This is a genomic window from Cronobacter sakazakii, assembly GCF_000982825.1.
Taxonomy (GTDB): domain Bacteria; phylum Pseudomonadota; class Gammaproteobacteria; order Enterobacterales; family Enterobacteriaceae; genus Cronobacter; species Cronobacter sakazakii.
The window spans coordinates 1244791-1260722 of sequence record NZ_CP011047.1 but is presented as its reverse complement, the minus strand read 5'-3'; the positions used below and the strand labels follow the sequence as shown (position 1 = coordinate 1260722).

Annotated in this window: 13 protein-coding genes and 1 pseudogene; 5 read left to right on the top strand and 9 right to left on the bottom strand. The window is 59.8% G+C overall.

The features are described from left to right. Window positions 1–208: 208 nt before the first annotated feature. Both CSK29544_RS05850 and CSK29544_RS05845 read right to left on the bottom strand, forming a co-directional pair. Entirely contained in the window at window positions 209–1450 is a 1242-nt protein-coding gene (locus tag CSK29544_RS05850) for an aromatic amino acid transport family protein (RefSeq protein ID WP_007899887.1), read from the bottom strand. A 470-nt stretch (window positions 1451–1920) separates the two neighbouring features. Beyond that, window positions 1921–3186 (bottom strand): 4-aminobutyrate--2-oxoglutarate transaminase, encoded by a 1266-nt coding sequence (locus CSK29544_RS05845; protein WP_015387162.1) that lies wholly within the window; start codon window positions 3184–3186, stop codon window positions 1921–1923. Between the two features lie 118 nt (window positions 3187–3304). On the opposite strand from CSK29544_RS05845, the gene pdxR reads away from it, so the two are divergent. Beyond that, window positions 3305–4798, top strand: a complete 1494-nt coding sequence (gene pdxR, locus CSK29544_RS05840) for a MocR-like pyridoxine biosynthesis transcription factor PdxR (RefSeq protein WP_029039088.1) — start codon at window positions 3305–3307, stop codon at window positions 4796–4798. Window positions 4799–4846: 48 nt separating this feature from the next. Here the strand turns inward: pdxR and rpoH are convergent, their stop codons facing one another. The 4 genes from rpoH to ftsY form a co-directional block, all read right to left on the bottom strand. Further along, the gene (gene rpoH / locus CSK29544_RS05835; RefSeq protein ID WP_007899894.1) at window positions 4847–5704 is read right to left on the bottom strand and encodes an RNA polymerase sigma factor RpoH; all 858 of its coding nucleotides are present in this window, start codon (window positions 5702–5704) and stop codon (window positions 4847–4849) included. A gap of 261 nt (window positions 5705–5965) precedes the next feature. Continuing rightward, on the bottom strand, window positions 5966–7021 hold the full coding sequence (ftsX, locus tag CSK29544_RS05830) for a permease-like cell division protein FtsX (protein ID WP_007899897.1): 1056 nt from the start codon (window positions 7019–7021) through the stop codon (window positions 5966–5968). Continuing rightward, window positions 7014–7682 (bottom strand): cell division ATP-binding protein FtsE, encoded by a 669-nt coding sequence (gene ftsE / locus CSK29544_RS05825; protein ID WP_004384842.1) that lies wholly within the window; start codon window positions 7680–7682, stop codon window positions 7014–7016. Before ftsE ends, ftsX begins: the two co-directional genes overlap by 8 nt. A 2-nt stretch (window positions 7683–7684) precedes the next feature. After that, a complete protein-coding gene (ftsY, locus tag CSK29544_RS05820) occupies window positions 7685–9238 on the bottom strand; it encodes a signal recognition particle-docking protein FtsY (protein WP_029039089.1) in 1554 nt (517 codons plus the stop codon). Window positions 9239–9427: 189 nt separating this feature from the next. On the opposite strand from ftsY, the gene rsmD reads away from it, so the two are divergent. Together rsmD and CSK29544_RS05810 are read left to right on the top strand one after the other, a co-directional pair. Beyond that, entirely contained in the window at window positions 9428–10024 is a 597-nt protein-coding gene (gene rsmD, locus CSK29544_RS05815; RefSeq protein ID WP_007899901.1) for a 16S rRNA (guanine(966)-N(2))-methyltransferase, read from the top strand. Next, window positions 10014–10283: a DUF1145 family protein gene (locus CSK29544_RS05810; protein ID WP_007899903.1), complete on the top strand. Its 270-nt coding sequence runs from the start codon at window positions 10014–10016 to the stop codon at window positions 10281–10283. The genes rsmD and CSK29544_RS05810 overlap by 11 nt, the downstream gene beginning before the upstream one ends. Before the next feature lie 57 nt (window positions 10284–10340). On the opposite strand, the gene CSK29544_RS05805 is transcribed toward CSK29544_RS05810, so the two are convergent. After that, window positions 10341–10706: a DUF2500 domain-containing protein gene (locus tag CSK29544_RS05805; protein ID WP_007899908.1), complete on the bottom strand. Its 366-nt coding sequence runs from the start codon at window positions 10704–10706 to the stop codon at window positions 10341–10343. A gap of 140 nt (window positions 10707–10846) precedes the next feature. Between CSK29544_RS05805 and CSK29544_RS05800 the strand changes: the two genes are divergently transcribed. Further along, window positions 10847–11473 (top strand): lysoplasmalogenase, encoded by a 627-nt coding sequence (locus CSK29544_RS05800; RefSeq protein ID WP_004384836.1) that lies wholly within the window; start codon window positions 10847–10849, stop codon window positions 11471–11473. Between the two features lie 107 nt (window positions 11474–11580). Continuing rightward, window positions 11581–13797 (top strand): Zn(II)/Cd(II)/Pb(II) translocating P-type ATPase ZntA, encoded by a 2217-nt coding sequence (gene zntA, locus CSK29544_RS05795; RefSeq protein WP_007899933.1) that lies wholly within the window; start codon window positions 11581–11583, stop codon window positions 13795–13797. Between the two features lie 295 nt (window positions 13798–14092). Here zntA and CSK29544_RS05790 read toward each other — a convergent pair. Together CSK29544_RS05790 and CSK29544_RS05785 are read right to left on the bottom strand one after the other, a co-directional pair. After that, window positions 14093–15382: pseudogene (locus CSK29544_RS05790) on the bottom strand (TRAP transporter large permease); the annotation flags it as partial. An 11-nt stretch (window positions 15383–15393) separates the two neighbouring features. Continuing rightward, on the bottom strand, window positions 15394–15903 hold the full coding sequence (locus CSK29544_RS05785) for a TRAP transporter small permease (protein ID WP_007899938.1): 510 nt from the start codon (window positions 15901–15903) through the stop codon (window positions 15394–15396). Window positions 15904–15932 lie beyond the last annotated feature (29 nt).

The window sequence follows — 15932 nt, the reverse complement described above, 5'->3', positions numbered from 1 at the left end:
GTTGTTTTTCGCTACTTTATTTCCGCTTCGCTTATCAGCGCAGCATTTAATATTAGTTTTAAGCCCTGCCGCCCGGCAAAAAGCAGCATACTCGGCTAAAAACATACCCCATTTTTATGAATTTGGAATCACTATTTTTCACGTCAATTATGGTGGGAAGTGGCGAAAAAACGTCCGCCGCGCCTGTCACGCGGCGGGTTATCGGGTTTTACCAGCCTGCGGGCAGATAACCGAAGGCGGAGAGCACCGCGTAAACCGCACTGGCAATATAGAGCAGCACGATCAGCCCCTGGATGAGCGGATGCGTGCTCCAGCTACACTGCCAGCGGGGCGTTATCTCCCCGCGACGGCGCGCGCCGCGCAAAATAAGAATAGGCATAATGGAGAGGATCACGCCGCTGAAGACGCCCGCAAAGTAGAGCGCGTTCACAAAAGAGACCAGCCCGCTGTAGGCCAGCGCGAACGGTGGCAGCGCCACGACCGCCAGCACGCCGAGGCGTTTAAGCGGCTGCGCGTCGTCGCCGAGACGGAATTTGTCGAAGATATTGGTCAGGAAACTGCCACCAAGCCCCCAGTAAGACGTGAGCATCGCGCACAGCGCGAAAATATTGGCGGAAAAGAACGCCCACTCGCCGAGCGCCCGGCCCCAGGAGATGGTCGCCACTTCAGAGATGTTATCAAGCCCGCTCAGCGCGATAACCGACAGCGGCACCAGCGCCAGCAGCGTAAAGGTAATCACCATCCCGACGATAATCGCTTTCGGCAGCTTTTCGGGTTTATCAGCAAACCCGCGCGCCATCTCCGGCACAATGTACTGCGCCGCGAAGCAGAAGGCGGTGACGTTAAATACCGGCACCATGTAGCGCCAGTCGCCATCCAGCAGCCATTGCATCTGTGTCGATTCATGCAAAAGCGTGGCGACTACCAGCACCGCAATCATCACCACCATGCCGATACTGATAAATTTCTCGCCGCGCCCGATAGCCTTCAGCCCGAGCCAGAGAATGCCCGCCGCCGGAATAAAGAAAATCAGGCTGCCGATGGCGGGCGAGACGCCGATAAGCGAGCTGAGCAGTTTGCCGCTGCCGGTCATGTAGGCGGTGAGCGCGCCGACGCTGTTAACGCACACCGACGCGAACATCAGCCAGGCGCCGATGCGCCCGACATAGCGCCCGGCGAGGCCGCTTAACTGTAAATGCGCGCGGGTGCGTAGCGTCGCTTCCGCGACATACAGCATGGTGATAGTGGTCAATACGCCGACAAGGGCGAGCCAGAAGAGAAGCGGCATAAAGCCCGCTTTGCTGGAGGCATAGGCGATGGAGAGTACGCCCGCGCCGATGTTGGTGCCGACGATCATCGCGACGCCTTCAACGAAGCTCAGGGATTTAGGGGATGACGCTGCCCGCTCTCGGGACGCCCACAGTGAGGCGGAAGTGGTGTTTTCAGACATAGTTCTTCCTTAAATATCCGGCGGCTATCACCACCGGAAGCGGTTGTGTTCACGGTGTGTTGTTGTGTTAGCAAGTGAGATATTTAAGCTTCGGGCCTGTCAGCCTCCCGAAGCGCGCTCCTTCGCAGGTCACCCCAAAGACGCGCCGTTATGGCCCGCTGCTGCGCGGCGGCCAGGCCATAAGGAGGGCGCCCTCGGGGTAATTCCTGTTCGTTTTGTGGCAGGGTTTGTTCTGCCTTACATGGTGGGTGCGCTGCGTTTACCCACCCTACGGACTGCCTTGCACGGTGGGTGCGCTGCGCTTACCCACCCTACGGTCTGTTTCGGTGGGTGCGCTGCGCTTACCCACCCTACGGGCTGTTTTTTGCCTCACATGGCGGGTGCGCTGCGCTTACCCGCCCTACGGGCCAGGGGCTGTGCTTTTATGTAGGGCGGGTAAGCCGTGCGCACCCGCCGTTTAAGCCCCAGATTTAGCGCCCCAGCGCGCGGGAGAGGATCTCCAGCGCCTTGCTGAACTGCGCATCCGGAATGGTCAGCGGGTAAAGGAAACGGATAACGTTGCCGTAAACACCACAGCTCAGCAGCAGCAGCCCCTCTTCACGGGCGCGCGTCAGCACCTGCTGCGTAAACTCAGGCGACGGCTTGCCGGTCTGCGGATCGTTAAACTCTACCGCCACCATCGAGCCCTGCCCGCGAACTTCGGCAATCGCCGGGCAGTAGGTGCGTGCCTGGTTGAGCACTTCCTGTAAATGCTGGCCCAGCTCGTTCGCGCGCTGGCAGAGATTTTCCTGCTCAATCACATCCAGCACCGCGTGCGCCGCCGCCACCGCCAGCGGGTTACCGGCGTAGGTGCCGCCAAGGCCGCCCGGCGCAGGCGCGTCCATCACTTCCGCGCGCCCGACCACGCCCGAGAGCGGCATCCCGCCCGCAAGGCTTTTCGCCATCGTCAGCAGATCCGGCTTCACGCCGTAATGCTCCATCGCGAACAGTTTGCCGGTGCGCGCAAAGCCGCTCTGCACTTCATCGGCAATCAGCAGAATGCCGTGCTCGTCGCACAGCGCGCGCAGGGCCTCCATAAACGCCGGCGGCGCGACGTTGAAACCGCCTTCGCCCTGTACCGGCTCCAGCACGATGGCCGCGACCTGATCCGGCGCGATATCGGCTTTGAAAATACGCTCCAGGCTTGCCATCGCGTCATCCACCGACACGCCGTGCAGCGCGTTCGGGTATTGCGCGTGGAACACCGAGCCCGGGAACGGGCCGAAGCCGATTTTGTACGGTGCCACTTTGCCGGTGAGCGCCATCGTCATAAACGTGCGCCCGTGAAAGCCGCCGCCAAAAGTGATTAAGCCAGGGCGACGGGTATACGCGCGCGCGATTTTCACGGCGTTTTCCACCGCTTCCGCGCCGGTGGTGAAGAACGCGGTTTTCGCCGGGCCGTCAATCGGCGCGCAGGCGTTGATGCGCTCCGCAAGCGCCACATAGCTTTCGTAAGGGACTATCTGGTACGCCGTGTGCGTAAAGGCGCGCAGCTGGTTTTCGATGGCCTCCACCACGCGCGGATGGCGATGGCCGGTGTTCAGCACCGCAATCCCCGCTGCGAAGTCGATAATCTCGTTGCCTTCCACGTCCCACAGGGTGGCGTTGTCGGCTTTTTCGGCATAGAAGCCGCACATGACACCGACGCCACGTGGGGTGGCGCTCTGACGACGTTGGTTCAATTCTGAATTTTTCACCCGCATTCTCCTGCTGATAAACGTCACTTTTTAGCAACAAACCTGAAACAGTGACGTTTATTTACCCAGGCTATGGCCCTATAATCGAGTACCAGTTTCGAATAAATGAGGGATCCAATTGCATTCTTTAGTGTCCGATCTCTTATTGCTTCGCCTCGGCGAACAACGCGATGAACGCCTGCATAAGCGGCTTTATAACGCGCTGCGCCTGACTATCCTTGACGGCAGCCTGCCTGCGCAAAGCCGTCTGCCCGCCTCGCGGGATCTCGCGCAACAGCTCGGCCTTTCTCGCAACACAGTGTTAACAGTTTATGAACAATTGCTCGCAGAAGGATATGTGACCTCTCGCGCCGGCAGCGGCACGTTCGTCGCCGGAATGCTGCCGGACAGCCTGTTATCTGCGCCGCCGGTGGCACAGGGGCAGCACGATCGCGTTGCGCATGCGGGGTTCTCTTCGCGCGGGAAAACGCTGCTCGGGCAGGTCAGCGCCAGCCCCAAACAGTGGGGCGCGTTTATCCCCGGCGTGCCGGACGTACATGCCTTTCCGCATCAGCTTTTCAGCAAAATTCAGGCGCGGATCAGCCGCCGCCCCAGCCCGCAGCGCCTCACCTACAGCTGTCAGGGCGGCACGCCGGAGCTACAGCGCGCGCTGGTGGATTATCTGCGGGTGTCGCGATCGGTTCACTGCACGGCGGATCAGGTGTTGATCACCGAGGGCATTCATCAGGCTATCGACCTGGTGGCGCGTATGCTGTGCGACGGCGGTGATACGGCGTGGGTGGAAGAGCCCTCGTACTGGGGCATCCGCCATGTGTTGCAGATGAATGAGGTAAACATTACGCCGGTGACGGTCGACCGCGCGGGCATGGTGCCGCCGGAGAGCGCCGGAACACCGCCGCGGCTGATTTTCGTCACGCCGTCGCACCAGTATCCGCTGGGCGCGGTCATGAGCCTTGAGCGGCGTCAGCGCCTGTTAACGCTGGCGCGCCAGACCGGCAGCTGGATCGTGGAAGACGACTACGACAGCGAATTTCGCTTTTCCGGCCAGCCGATCCCGGCATTGCAGGGGCTGGTTGCGGACCCGCCGGTGATTTACATCGGCACCTTCAGCAAAACGCTCTATCCGGGCCTGCGCATCGGCTATGTGGTGCTGCCGCGCGCGCTGGCGCACGAGATGAAAACCGCGCATGCCGAGCTTTATCGCGGCGGCCATTCGATTATCCAGGCGGCACTGGCGGAGTTTATCGAGGCCGGGCATTACAGTGCCCACATCCGGCGGATGCGGCTGCTGTATGGCCGTCGCAGAGCGTGTCTGACAACGCTGATTACGCGCTATCTGGGGCCGGAGGCGCTGTCGGATTTCAGCGATAACGCCGGGCTGCATCTGGTGCTGAATCTGCCGGATGACGCGGACGATGTGGAGATAGCCCGTCTTGCCAACGCGCGCGATATTCTGGTGCGCCCGCTGTCGCGCTATTACCTGACGGAAAACCGGCGTCGCGGCCTGCTGATGGGATTCGCCTGCGTGGCGGAGGAGAAAATGGAGGGCGCATTTAAAGCGCTGCTGGCATGTATTGAAGCGGCTTATCCGGCGCTTTTACGCCGCGTATAAAACAAAACACCCCGCTTAAGGCGGGGTGTGTCATCAGGCTGACGCGGCTTACGCTTCTATCGCGGCACGCAGCTTTTTCATCGCATTTTTTTCAAGCTGACGCACGCGTTCGGCTGAGACGCCGTAGCGGTTGGCCAGTTCCTGCAACGTGCTTTTGTTGTCTTCATCCAGCCAGCGCGCGCGAATGATCTGCTGGCTGCGCTCGTCGAGACCCTGCATGGCGTCGGTCAGTTTGTCGGCGGCGTGTTCTTCCCAGTTGTCATCCTCAATGCCGTCGGCAAAGTTAGAAGACTTATCCTGAAGGAACAGCACCGGAGCCATCGGCTGGCTGTCACCCGCGTCATCGTCCGGGGACATGTCAAAGGTCATGTCCTGCGCGGCCATACGCGATTCCATTTCACGCACGTCTTTGCTGGAAACGCCCAGCTCGCGGGCCACCATTTCCACTTCGTCCTGGTTAAACCAGCCCAGACGCTGCTTGGTTTTACGCAGGTTAAAGAACAGCTTACGCTGCGCTTTGGTGGTGGCGACTTTCACGATGCGCCAGTTACGCAGCACATATTCGTGAATTTCAGCTTTGATCCAGTGCACGGCGAAGGAAACCAGACGCACGCCCACTTCCGGATTGAAGCGACGCACCGCTTTCATCAGGCCGATGTTGCCTTCCTGGATCAGGTCCGCCTGCGGCAGGCCATAGCCCGCGTAGTTACGAGCGATATGAACAACAAAACGCAGGTGAGACAGGATCAGCTTTTTCGCTGCTTCCAGATCGCCCTGGTAATGCAGCTTTTCAGCCAGTTCCCGCTCTTCGTCTGCCGACAACATCGGCCAGGCGTTGGCCGCCCGGATATAGGAATCCAGGTTACCGACCGGGGCTAAAGCTAAAGTTTGCATTTCTTTGGTCATTCAAATCCTCTCAATCGACATCGGACTGGCGTTCGTCCCCATCAGGCAACAAACGGGCCAGCATGTTTGAGCAACGAGAATATCAGCCACTCTTTTATCAGACCGTGAATTTATCCACAAGTTCACGTAAGGCTTGTGAATAAATTACGCACAAAATGTGACATTGCTATGAAAAAGCGTGGGCAGGAGAAGCAGAAGTTCACGGTACGCATCCCCTGCTGACGGGAACTCGTAGCAGGGGATGATTATAACAAATATTTTTTACTCGGGGGTAAAGTGACGTAAATGTTGCACGGTGGCAAGCCAGGCGGCCGCCCAGCCGATCATCGAACAGACCAGCAGCAGCAACAGACACTCATCGAAGGATAACCCGCTGATTTCAAAGGTGGTGCCGAAAACTTTCGCCACATCCGTCACCGCGGCGGATAGCCGCATCACCAGAATTTCTGACAGAATCAGTGAAAGTAATGCGCCGGTAAACCCGAGCAGCGCGCCGCCGTACAGGAAGGGACGCAGGATAAAACCATCCGTCGCGCCAATGAGTTTCTGCACGTTGATGGTGTCACGGCGCGCAAAAATGCTCAGGCGCACGCTGTTGCCGATAACCAGGAACACGGCCGCGACCATCAGTACGCCTATCATCGCCGCGACGCGCCCGACCAGCCCGGTGAGCGCCGACAGCCGCGCGAACCAGCTGTCATCCATGCGCACTTCGTCAACGCCCTGAAGCCTTGCCACGCGGTCACGCAGCGTGTTGAGCGCTTCGCTGCTCTGGAAATCGAGCTTCGGCTCGACCACCACTACCGCTGGCAGCGGGTTTTCTTCCAGCATATCCAGCGCGCCGCCAAAGCCCGACCAGTTGCGGAATTCGCCAAGCGCCTCGTCACGCGAGAGGTAATTGACCTTCGCCACGCCCGGCTCGGCCTGGAGCTGCCCCACCACCTGCTGCGCGGCGTTATCGTCGAGCGTTTTATCGAGATAGACCGTAATCTGCGGCGACGGGTAATACTGCGTCGCCGCCTCGCTGACGTTCTTATAAACCATGTAGCAGACGCTCGGCAGCGTCAGCGAAATGGCAATTACCATCACCGTTAAAAACGTGGCGAGCGGTTTGCTTTTCAAATCGGCAAGCGCGCCCTGCCAGGCGTAACGCACCTGTTCATTGATGCCGCCCTGACGCGATTTGCCTTTGGTGTTGGAGCCTTTATTTCGCTTCTGCACAGGCCGTCCTGTTTCACCGGAAGAACGCTGTTTACGGAAATTATCCAGTTTGTTGCTAAAGCGCCGGATTTCATTCAGCGCGTCACGTTTATTCACCAACACGGCCTCCATGCAAATGCCCTTCGCTCAGGGTGAGCACCGGGTAGCTGCGCCGTGAGATAAGCCCGGTGTCGTGCGTCGCCATTAATACCGTCACCCCGACGCGGTTAAATTCTTCGAAAAGACGCAGAATGCCTTCCGAGAGGGCGTCATCCAGGTTGCCCGTCGGTTCATCCGCCAGCAATACGGCAGGTTTATTGACCACCGCGCGGGCGATGCCCACGCGCTGCTGTTCACCGCCAGAAAGCTGAATCGGGAAGTTTTTCGCTTTGTCCAGCAGACCGACCTTATCCAGCGCCGCCGATACGCGACGGCGAATATCTTCGCCGCTGGCGCCCGCGATAATCAGCGGGATCGCCACATTATCGTAGACCGTTCTGTCCATCAGCAGATGGTGATCCTGGAAAATCATGCCGATCTGACGACGCAGGAACGGCACTTCACGGTTTTTCAGACGGCTTATCTCGTGGCCGCCAAACCAGATTTTCCCGGCGCTCGGCCGTTCGATACCGCAAATCAGCTTCAGCAGCGTACTCTTACCGGCGCCGGAGTGGCCGGTAAGAAATGACATCTCGCCTGGCCGCAGGTGGAACGTCACCCCCTGCAGCGCTTGTCTCCCACCGAGATAGGCTTTGCTGACATGTTCAAAGCGAATCATGGTTAATCCTCTCGGGCAAAAAGTGCCTCAATAAAGTCGCCCGCGTTAAACGGACGCAAATCTTCAATACGTTCGCCCACACCAATGTAGCGAATCGGAATACCAAACTGATCGGCCACCGAGAAGATCACGCCGCCTTTGGCGGTGCCGTCAAGCTTGGTGAGCGTAATCCCGGTCAGCCCTACCGCCTCGTGGAACAGCTTCGCCTGGCTGACGGCGTTCTGCCCGGTGCTGGCGTCGATAGTCAGCATCACTTCATGCGGCGCGTTCTCGTCGAGCTTTTTCATCACGCGGACGATTTTTTTCAGCTCTTCCATCAGGTGCGATTTATTTTGCAAACGCCCGGCGGTATCGGCAATCAGCACATCTACGCCGCGCGCTTTCGCCGCCTGGATGGCGTCGAAAATCACGGAGGCGGAATCCGCGCCGGTGTGCTGCGCGATAACCGGAATGTTATTGCGCTGGCCCCAGACCTGGAGCTGCTCCACCGCGGCCGCACGGAAGGTATCGCCCGCCGCCAGCATCACCGATTTGCCCTGTTGCTCAAACTGACGCGCCAGTTTACCGATGGTGGTAGTTTTACCCACGCCGTTGACGCCAACCATCAGGATAACAAACGGCGTTTTGCCTTCGACATTCAGCGGCTCGTCCACTTTCGCCAGGATCTCGCCCATCTCTTCTTTCAACAGGCCGTAGAGCGCCTCGGCATCGCGCAACTGCTTGCGGCTCGCGCCTTCGGTGAGATTGGCGATAATTTTACGCGTGGTGTCCACGCCCACATCAGCAATCAGCAACTGCTCTTCGAGCTCCTCGAACAGATCGTCGTCGATTTTTTTGCCGCGGAACAGACTGATAAATCCGGAACCGAGATTTTCTTTGGTTTTCAGCAGGCTGCGTTTAAGGCGCGCGAAGAAACCCTCTTTAGTGGGTTTTTCCTGCTCTGCAACCGGCGCGGTTTCTTCCTCTTCCGGCTCGGTTTCCAGCGCCGCTTCCGGGTCAGCCGCCAGCGCGACTAATTCTTCTTCGCTAATCGGCGCATCTTCAGCAATCTCGTGTGCATCGTGCGGCGTTTCCACCGCAGGCTCGACGGCTTTTTCTTCAACAGCCGCATCTTCAATGACGTCTTCTTCAACGATCGTTTCCGGGGCCGCTTCTGGCTGTGGCTCAGCGACAACTTCAGGCGCAAGCGCTACCGGCGCGCGGTTTTCTTCCTGCTCCGGCAGCCACTCTTCCGCTTGCGCAGCCGTTGGTTTTACGGCTTCCGGCTCTGCCTCAACCGACGTCTCGACAGTTTCCGGCTGCGCGGCCTCTTTTTCTTCATGCACCACGCTTTCGCTGACGGCCACGACGTCATCGGCGAATTTTTCAGACTCGGCCAGGGAGTGCGTGGTCTCCTGCGCGGTCGTTTGCGTCTGCGAGTCAGGCTCAACGCGCGCTTCTGTCGCCGCGGGTTGTTCTGTTACGTGTTGTTCTTGTTGTTCGGCTTCCGTTTCTGCCTGCTCTTTCTGGCCAAAACCCAGCCAGGAAAAAAAGCCACGTTTCTTCTCTTTTGCCATTGGCGAATGCACTCCTCGCGGTTAATACATGGCGCAGTCCCGTCGTCTGGCTCAGGGTACTGAAAAAATTGCGAATGAATAAGTGAGTCTACCACTTTCCCGCCGGGGCGGCATACCGCCGCACGGAGGTTTCGCCCGCCCGTTTGCGCCGCTAGAATAGCAGCCTGAACAGAAAAGCGTGTGAGCATAATGAAGAAACCAACCTCCTCGGGTAGCGGCCAGATCCGCATTATTGGCGGACAGTGGCGCGGCAGAAAACTGCCGGTGCCTGACAGCCCCGGTCTGCGCCCCACCACCGACCGCGTGCGCGAAACCTTATTTAACTGGCTGGCGCCGTATCTGGTGGGCGCGCGCTGTCTGGACTGCTTCGCCGGCAGCGGCGCGCTGGGCCTGGAGGCGCTCTCCCGCTACGCCGCCGACGCCACGCTTTTAGAGATGGAACGCGGCGTCGCGCAGCAGCTTCAGAAAAACCTTGCTACGCTCAAATCCAGCGCAGCAAAGGTAGTGAACACTAACACACTTAATTTTCTGAACCAGACCGGCGAGCCGCACGACATCGTGTTTGTCGATCCGCCGTTTCGTAAAGGGCTGCTGGAAGAGACGCTGAACCTGCTGGAGACGCGCGGCTGGCTGGCGCCTCAGGCGCTGATTTACGTTGAAAGCGAAGTAGAAAACGGCCTGCCGCCGGTGCCTGCAAGCTGGCAACTGCATCGCGAGAAAGTGGCGGGCCAGGTGGCGTACCGGCTTTATCTGCGCGAATCACAAGGAGAGCAAAATGCTGATTAATCTGGGACGCCTGCTGATGCTGGGCGTGTGGGGCTTTCTGCTGCTGAACATGATCCAGCCGTTCCCGCGCCCGCTGAATATTTTCGTCAACGTGGCGCTATTTTTCATGATAATCATGCATATTCTGCAATTATCGCTGCTGCGCGCCACGCAGCCGAAAGACGCCCCGCCGTTAAGCCGTTTCCAGCAGGCGCGTATTTTTATCTTCGGTGTGTTTGAGCTGATCGCCTGGCAGAAAAATCAGAAGAAGCCGCGCTAACAAACGCGGCAGGTAATTTCCCAGGGCGGGTAAGCGAAGCGCACCCGCCGTGCCGCCTTAACGCGCGGGCGCAGGAACAAACTCCAGAAACCGCGTTCCCTGATACACCAGCTGGCCCTCATCGCCCACCGTCAACTGGTGGTAATGGGCCTCATCCAGCCGAAACCGCATCTCCGCCCCGCCTTCCTGTGGGCGAAACGTCGCCTCATACCGCATGGTTTGCGCAGGCGGCGCGACCTGCTGCTCCCGCGAACGCCGCCCGTTTACGGGTTTTTCCCGCTTGCTGGCCACTACTACGTCTTGCTGCGTGACCGGGGCCGCGTCATTTTCTGTTTTCTCGCGCCGCTGCTGCACATAGCGAAATGAAGCGGCCGCGATGATTAACGCGATGATAATAATGAAAAAAAGCGGTGGCTTACTCATGACAGATCCCGGCGGCTCAACTCTTTTTAAGAATACCCCGCAGCGCCAGGCGTTGTCATCTCGCCCGTCTGACCACTAGACTGAAATCAAGGGCCGTGCGCGGTATGCGCACGTTACAATAACTGAATCAGGGACTTATCATGCTTTGGTCGTTTATTGCTGTCTTTTTATCCGGTTGGCTGTATGTCGATGCATCTTACCGCGGTGCCACCTGGCAACGCTGGATCTTTAAACCTTTAACGCTGCTGCTGTTACTGCTGCTCGGCTGGCAGGCACCGCTCGCGAGCCCCACAGGCTATCTGGTGCTGGCAGGCCTGGTGGCGACGCTCGCGGGTGATGCGTTGACGCTGCTGCCGCGCCAGCAGTTGCTGTACGCCTTCGGGGCGTTTTTCCTGTCGCACCTGCTTTATACCGTCTGGTTCGCGAGCCAGATGACGCTCTCCTTTTTCTGGCCGTTGCCGCTGGCGCTGCTGGTGATAGGCGCGGCGCTGATCGCGACCATCTGGACGCGCCTTGGCGATCTCCGCTGGCCGATTTGTACCTATATCGGCATGACGCTGGTAATGGTGTGGCTTGCGGGCGAGCTCTATTTCTTCCGCCCGACCGACACCAGCTTCTCCGGCTTCGTCGGCGCGGTGCTGCTGCTGCTGAACGCGGTCGTCTGGCTCGGCAGCCACTACCGTAAGCGCTTTACTGCCGACAGCGCCATCGCCGCCGCCTGCTATTTCGCGGGCCACTTTATGATTGTCCGCTCGCTGTACCTGTAAACAACCACGACGGGCGGTGAAATTCCGCCCACAATCTCCTTGACTCTGGAGTCGACTCCAGAGTGTAAGCTCTGGTAATGAGAAAATTATCATTACCGGAGGACGCTATGCGCATCCCTTCTGAAAAGCCTCGCGCGACGCCGCAGTTCGCGAAAATGACGCCGATTTCAGCACCGCAAAAACCGGCCATCAGCAAAGCAGCCTGTTGCGAAAGCGACTCTTGCGAAAACCCGCAACCGGTGCAGGAAGCCGCAGGCGCGCTACGCTGGCAGGTCGCCGGTATGGACTGCGCCGCCTGCGCCCGCAAAGTGGAGAACGCCGTGCGTCAGGTGCCGGAGGTGCGTCAGGTTCAGGTATTATTCGCGACCGAAAAACTGGTGGTGGACGCCCCCGCCTCACAGCGCGAGGCAATTGAACAGGCGGTACGCGCCGCCGGTTATACACTGCGCGAGGCCAATACCGCCGCGCCCGCGACGCCTTCCGGCTTACGTGAAAACCTGCCGATTATCGCTATCGCCGTCTTTATGGCGCTAAGCTGGGCGCTGGAGCAGGTGCATCCGCTGGCGGGACGCATCGCGTTCACCGTCACCACGCTGGTCGGGCTGTTCCCGGTCGCGCGTCAGGCATGGCGTCTTATCCGCAGCGGCAACCCGTTCGCCATCGAAACACTGATGAGCGTGGCCGCCACCGGCGCGCTGATTATCGGGGCCAGTGAAGAAGCGGCGATGGTGCTGCTGCTCTTTTTAGTCGGCGAGCGGCTGGAAGGATGGGCGGCGAATCGTGCGCGCAGCGGCGTCAGCGCGCTGGTGGCGTTACGCCCGGAAACGGCGGTGCGCCTGCGCGGCGAGGCGCGCGAAACCGTAGCGATAAGCGAGCTTCAGCCCGGCGATGTGATTGAAGTGGCCGCAGGCGGCAGGCTTCCGGCAGACGGCAAACTGCTCGCCGCGGCGGCGAGTTTCGATGAGAGCGCGCTGACTGGCGAATCGCTGCCGGTTGAGCGCCAGCCGGGCGAAAAAGTCCCTGCTGGCGCGACCAGCGTCGATCGTCTGGTGTCGCTCGAAGTCACGTCGCGTCCCGGCGACAGCGCCATTGACCGCATTCTGCATCTGATTGAAGAGGCGGAATCGAAACGCGCGCCGATTGAGCGCTTTATCGATCGCTTCAGCCGCATCTATACCCCGGTCATTATGGCGGCGGCGGTGTTGACGGCGCTTATTCCGCCATTGCTGTTTGCCGCGCCCTGGCTGCCGTGGATTTACAAAGCGCTGGCGCTGCTGCTGATTGGTTGCCCGTGCGCGCTGGTGATCTCGACGCCAGCGGCGATCACATCAGGCCTTGCCGCCGCCACGCGCTTTGGCGCGCTGATTAAAGGCGGTGCCGCGCTGGAAGCGCTGGGGCGCGTTGAGCAAATTGCTTTTGATAAAACCGGCACGCTGACGGCGGGCACGCCGCAAGTCACGGCAATCGATCCGGTCGACGGACTGGAAGCGGAAGCGCTGCTGGCTTACGCCGCAGCCGTTGAGCAGGGCAGCACGCATCCGCTGGCGCAGGCGGTGGTGCGCGAGGCGACCACGCGCGGCGTGGCGACGCTTCGCGCCGGTGCGCAGCGCACGCTGGCGGGAGCGGGTGTTGAAGCGCAGGTGGAGGGCCGCCTGCTTCGCATCAGCGCGCCGGATAAGGTGTCCATTGCGCTTCCGGCGGACTGGCAGGCGCGCATCCGAGCGCAGGAAGCGCAGGGCCAGACGGTGATCGTGGTGACCGCAAGCGATCGGCTTCTCGGCACGCTGGCGCTTCGCGATACGCAGCGCGCCGACGCACGCGACGCGGTGGAGAAACTCCGGGCGCTCGGCGTGGGGAGTGTGATGCTGACCGGCGATAACCCGCGCGCGGCGGCGGCAATTGCCGCAGAGTTAGGTATGGAATATCGCGCCGGGCTGCTGCCTGCGGATAAGGTGACAGCGGTCAATGCGCTTAACGCCCGCGCGCCGCTGGCGGTGGTCGGCGACGGTATTAACGACGCGCCTGCGATGAAAGCCGCGACCATCGGCATTGCGATGGGCAGCGGCACCGATGTGGCGCTGGAGGCCGCCGACGCGGCGCTGACGCACAACCGGCTGGCGGCGCTGCCGGAGATGATCGCGCTTGCCCGCGCCACGCACCGTAATATTCGTCAGAACATCGCGATTGCGCTGGGGTTAAAGGCCGTTTTCCTGGTGACGACGCTGCTCGGGTTGACCGGCCTGTGGCTGGCCGTGTTGGCCGATACGGGTGCGACGGTGCTGGTGACCGCCAATGCGTTAAGGCTGTTGCGTAAACGCGGCTGACGGGGAATATGAAACAGGGTGGGTACGCTTCGCTTACCCACCCTACGTTCAGGGCGGAGGGTTGATACGGTGGGTGCGCTGCGCTTACCCACCCTACATTACAGCGGCCGGAATACTCGTAGGGCGGGTAAACAACGTGCACCCGCCACCTCAAATGCGCTTACCCACCCTACGTGCTGACGGGGAACATGGAACAGGGTGGGTGCGCTTCGCTTACCCACCCTACATTACAGCGGCCGGAATACTCGTAGGGCGGGTAAACGAAGTGCACCCGCCACCTCAACACCCGCCACCGCCCTGACATCATCCCTAACACCCGCGGCAGCCAGAGCGAAATGGCCGGAATGTAAGTCACCATCGCCAGCACAATAAGCAACACCCCATAAAACGGCAGCATGGCGCGCACCACGGTTTCGATATTCTTCTTACTGACGGCGCTCGCCACAAACAGCACCGAACCCACCGGCGGCGTAATCAGCCCGATCCCAAGATTCACCATCATGATCATCCCGAAATGCACCGGATCAATACCGAGCTGGTTAGCGACCGGCAACAGCACCGGCGTCAGGATCAAAATGATCGGCGCCATGTCCATCAGCGTGCCAATCAACAGCAGCATAATGTTGAGGTACATCAGGATGACATATTTGTTATCCGACAGCGTCGTGAAGAATTCCGTAATTCTCGTCGGCAGTTGCATATAGGTCATTACCGCGCCGAACGCCGCCGCAAACCCGATTAAGATCATCACGATCGTCACCGTTTTCACGGTGCGGAACATCAGCTTCGGCAGTTCGCTCCATTGGTAATCGCGATAGATAAACATCGTCACGAAAAACGCCCACAGGCACGCCACCGCCGCCGATTCCGTCGCGGTAAACACGCCGGTCAGAATGCCGCCCAGGATAATCACGACCGTCATCAGCCCCCACAGCGCATCCATGAAAATTTTCAGCGCCTGCCTGAGCGGGATCCGCTCGCCTTTCGGGTAGCCGCGCCGCCGGGCGAAGGCGATGCAAAGAATCATCAGGCTCAGTCCCAGCAGCAGCCCCGGCAACACGCCCGCGATAAACAGCGTCGCGATAGAGACGGTGCCGCCCGCCGCCAGCGAATAGATAACCGAGTTATGGCTGGGCGGAATAAGAATCGCCTGCACCGAGCCACTCGCCGTGACCGCCGCGGCGTATTCGCGCGGGTAGCCTTTCTTTTCCATCTCCGGGATCATCACGCTGCCGATAGATGCGGTATCCGCCACCGACGAGCCGGAAATCGCGCCGAAAAACGTCGAGGCGACAATATTTACCAGCGACAGCCCGCCGCGGATAAACCCCACAAACAGATAGGCGAAGTTCACCAGCCGTCGGGCGATGCCGCCTTCAGCCATAATCGCGCCCGCCAGGATAAAAAACGGGATCGCCAGTAGCGTAAATTTGTTAACGCCGCTGGTTATCTGGATCATCAGCGCCTCCAGCGGCAGATCTATCCAGAGCGCGCCCACGATGGCGCTCAGGCCCACCGCGAAAGCGACCGGCATTCCGAGCGCCAGCAGCACCGCCAGCGTGGCCAGTAAGATAAATGCGTCCATAACGTTCCCCGCTAGCTATGGTTGCCAATGAGCACGACCGGGCGGTTCTCCTGAGAACCCCACAGCAGCCGCTCGATGACGAACAGAATCATCACCGCCGAGCCGATGGGCAGCGGCAGATAACTTTCTCCTGATGTAAGCACCGGAAATTCCGCGACGGGCTGTTCCCACAGCTCCATACACAACAGGGCGCTGTAGTAAAACATCACCACGGAAATGATGAGCATCAGCAGATCGACCACACGAGCGCAGACCCGCTGCGCAAACGGCGGCAGACGATCGGTCAGCATGTTCACCGCAATATGCGAGCCTGCGCGGTAGCCCACTGCCGCGCCGATAAAGGTAAACGTCACCATACAGATAATGGCGACCGGCTCAGGCCAGGACTCACCCCGGTTGAGCACGTAACGCGAGAAAATCCCTATCGGGATCACGACCGTCATGATCAACAGCGCGAACCCGGCCACCATCATGGCGAGCAGGTACAGGCGATCCATCCAGACCAGAAAGAATCGGGACATAAATACTCCGCAGAGGATGAGGCGCCGGG

What these genes read in the sequence shown, in the direction of transcription:
- CSK29544_RS05800 (WP_004384836.1), top strand. Translation starts at nt 10,847, where the DNA reads ATGCTTTGGTCGTTTATTGCTGTCTTTTTATCCGGTTGGCTGTATGTC.
- CSK29544_RS05805 (WP_007899908.1), bottom strand. Translation starts at nt 10,706, where the DNA reads ATGAGTAAGCCACCGCTTTTTTTCATTATTATCATCGCGTTAATCATC.
- ftsY (WP_029039089.1), bottom strand. Translation starts at nt 9,238, where the DNA reads ATGGCAAAAGAGAAGAAACGTGGCTTTTTTTCCTGGCTGGGTTTTGGC.
- rsmD (WP_007899901.1), top strand. Translation starts at nt 9,428, where the DNA reads ATGAAGAAACCAACCTCCTCGGGTAGCGGCCAGATCCGCATTATTGGC.
- zntA (WP_007899933.1), top strand. Translation starts at nt 11,581, where the DNA reads ATGCGCATCCCTTCTGAAAAGCCTCGCGCGACGCCGCAGTTCGCGAAA.
- ftsE (WP_004384842.1), bottom strand. Translation starts at nt 7,682, where the DNA reads ATGATTCGCTTTGAACATGTCAGCAAAGCCTATCTCGGTGGGAGACAA.
- CSK29544_RS05785 (WP_007899938.1), bottom strand. Translation starts at nt 15,903, where the DNA reads ATGTCCCGATTCTTTCTGGTCTGGATGGATCGCCTGTACCTGCTCGCC.
- CSK29544_RS05810 (WP_007899903.1), top strand. Translation starts at nt 10,014, where the DNA reads ATGCTGATTAATCTGGGACGCCTGCTGATGCTGGGCGTGTGGGGCTTT.
- rpoH (WP_007899894.1), bottom strand. Translation starts at nt 5,704, where the DNA reads ATGACCAAAGAAATGCAAACTTTAGCTTTAGCCCCGGTCGGTAACCTG.
- CSK29544_RS05850 (WP_007899887.1), bottom strand. Translation starts at nt 1,450, where the DNA reads ATGTCTGAAAACACCACTTCCGCCTCACTGTGGGCGTCCCGAGAGCGG.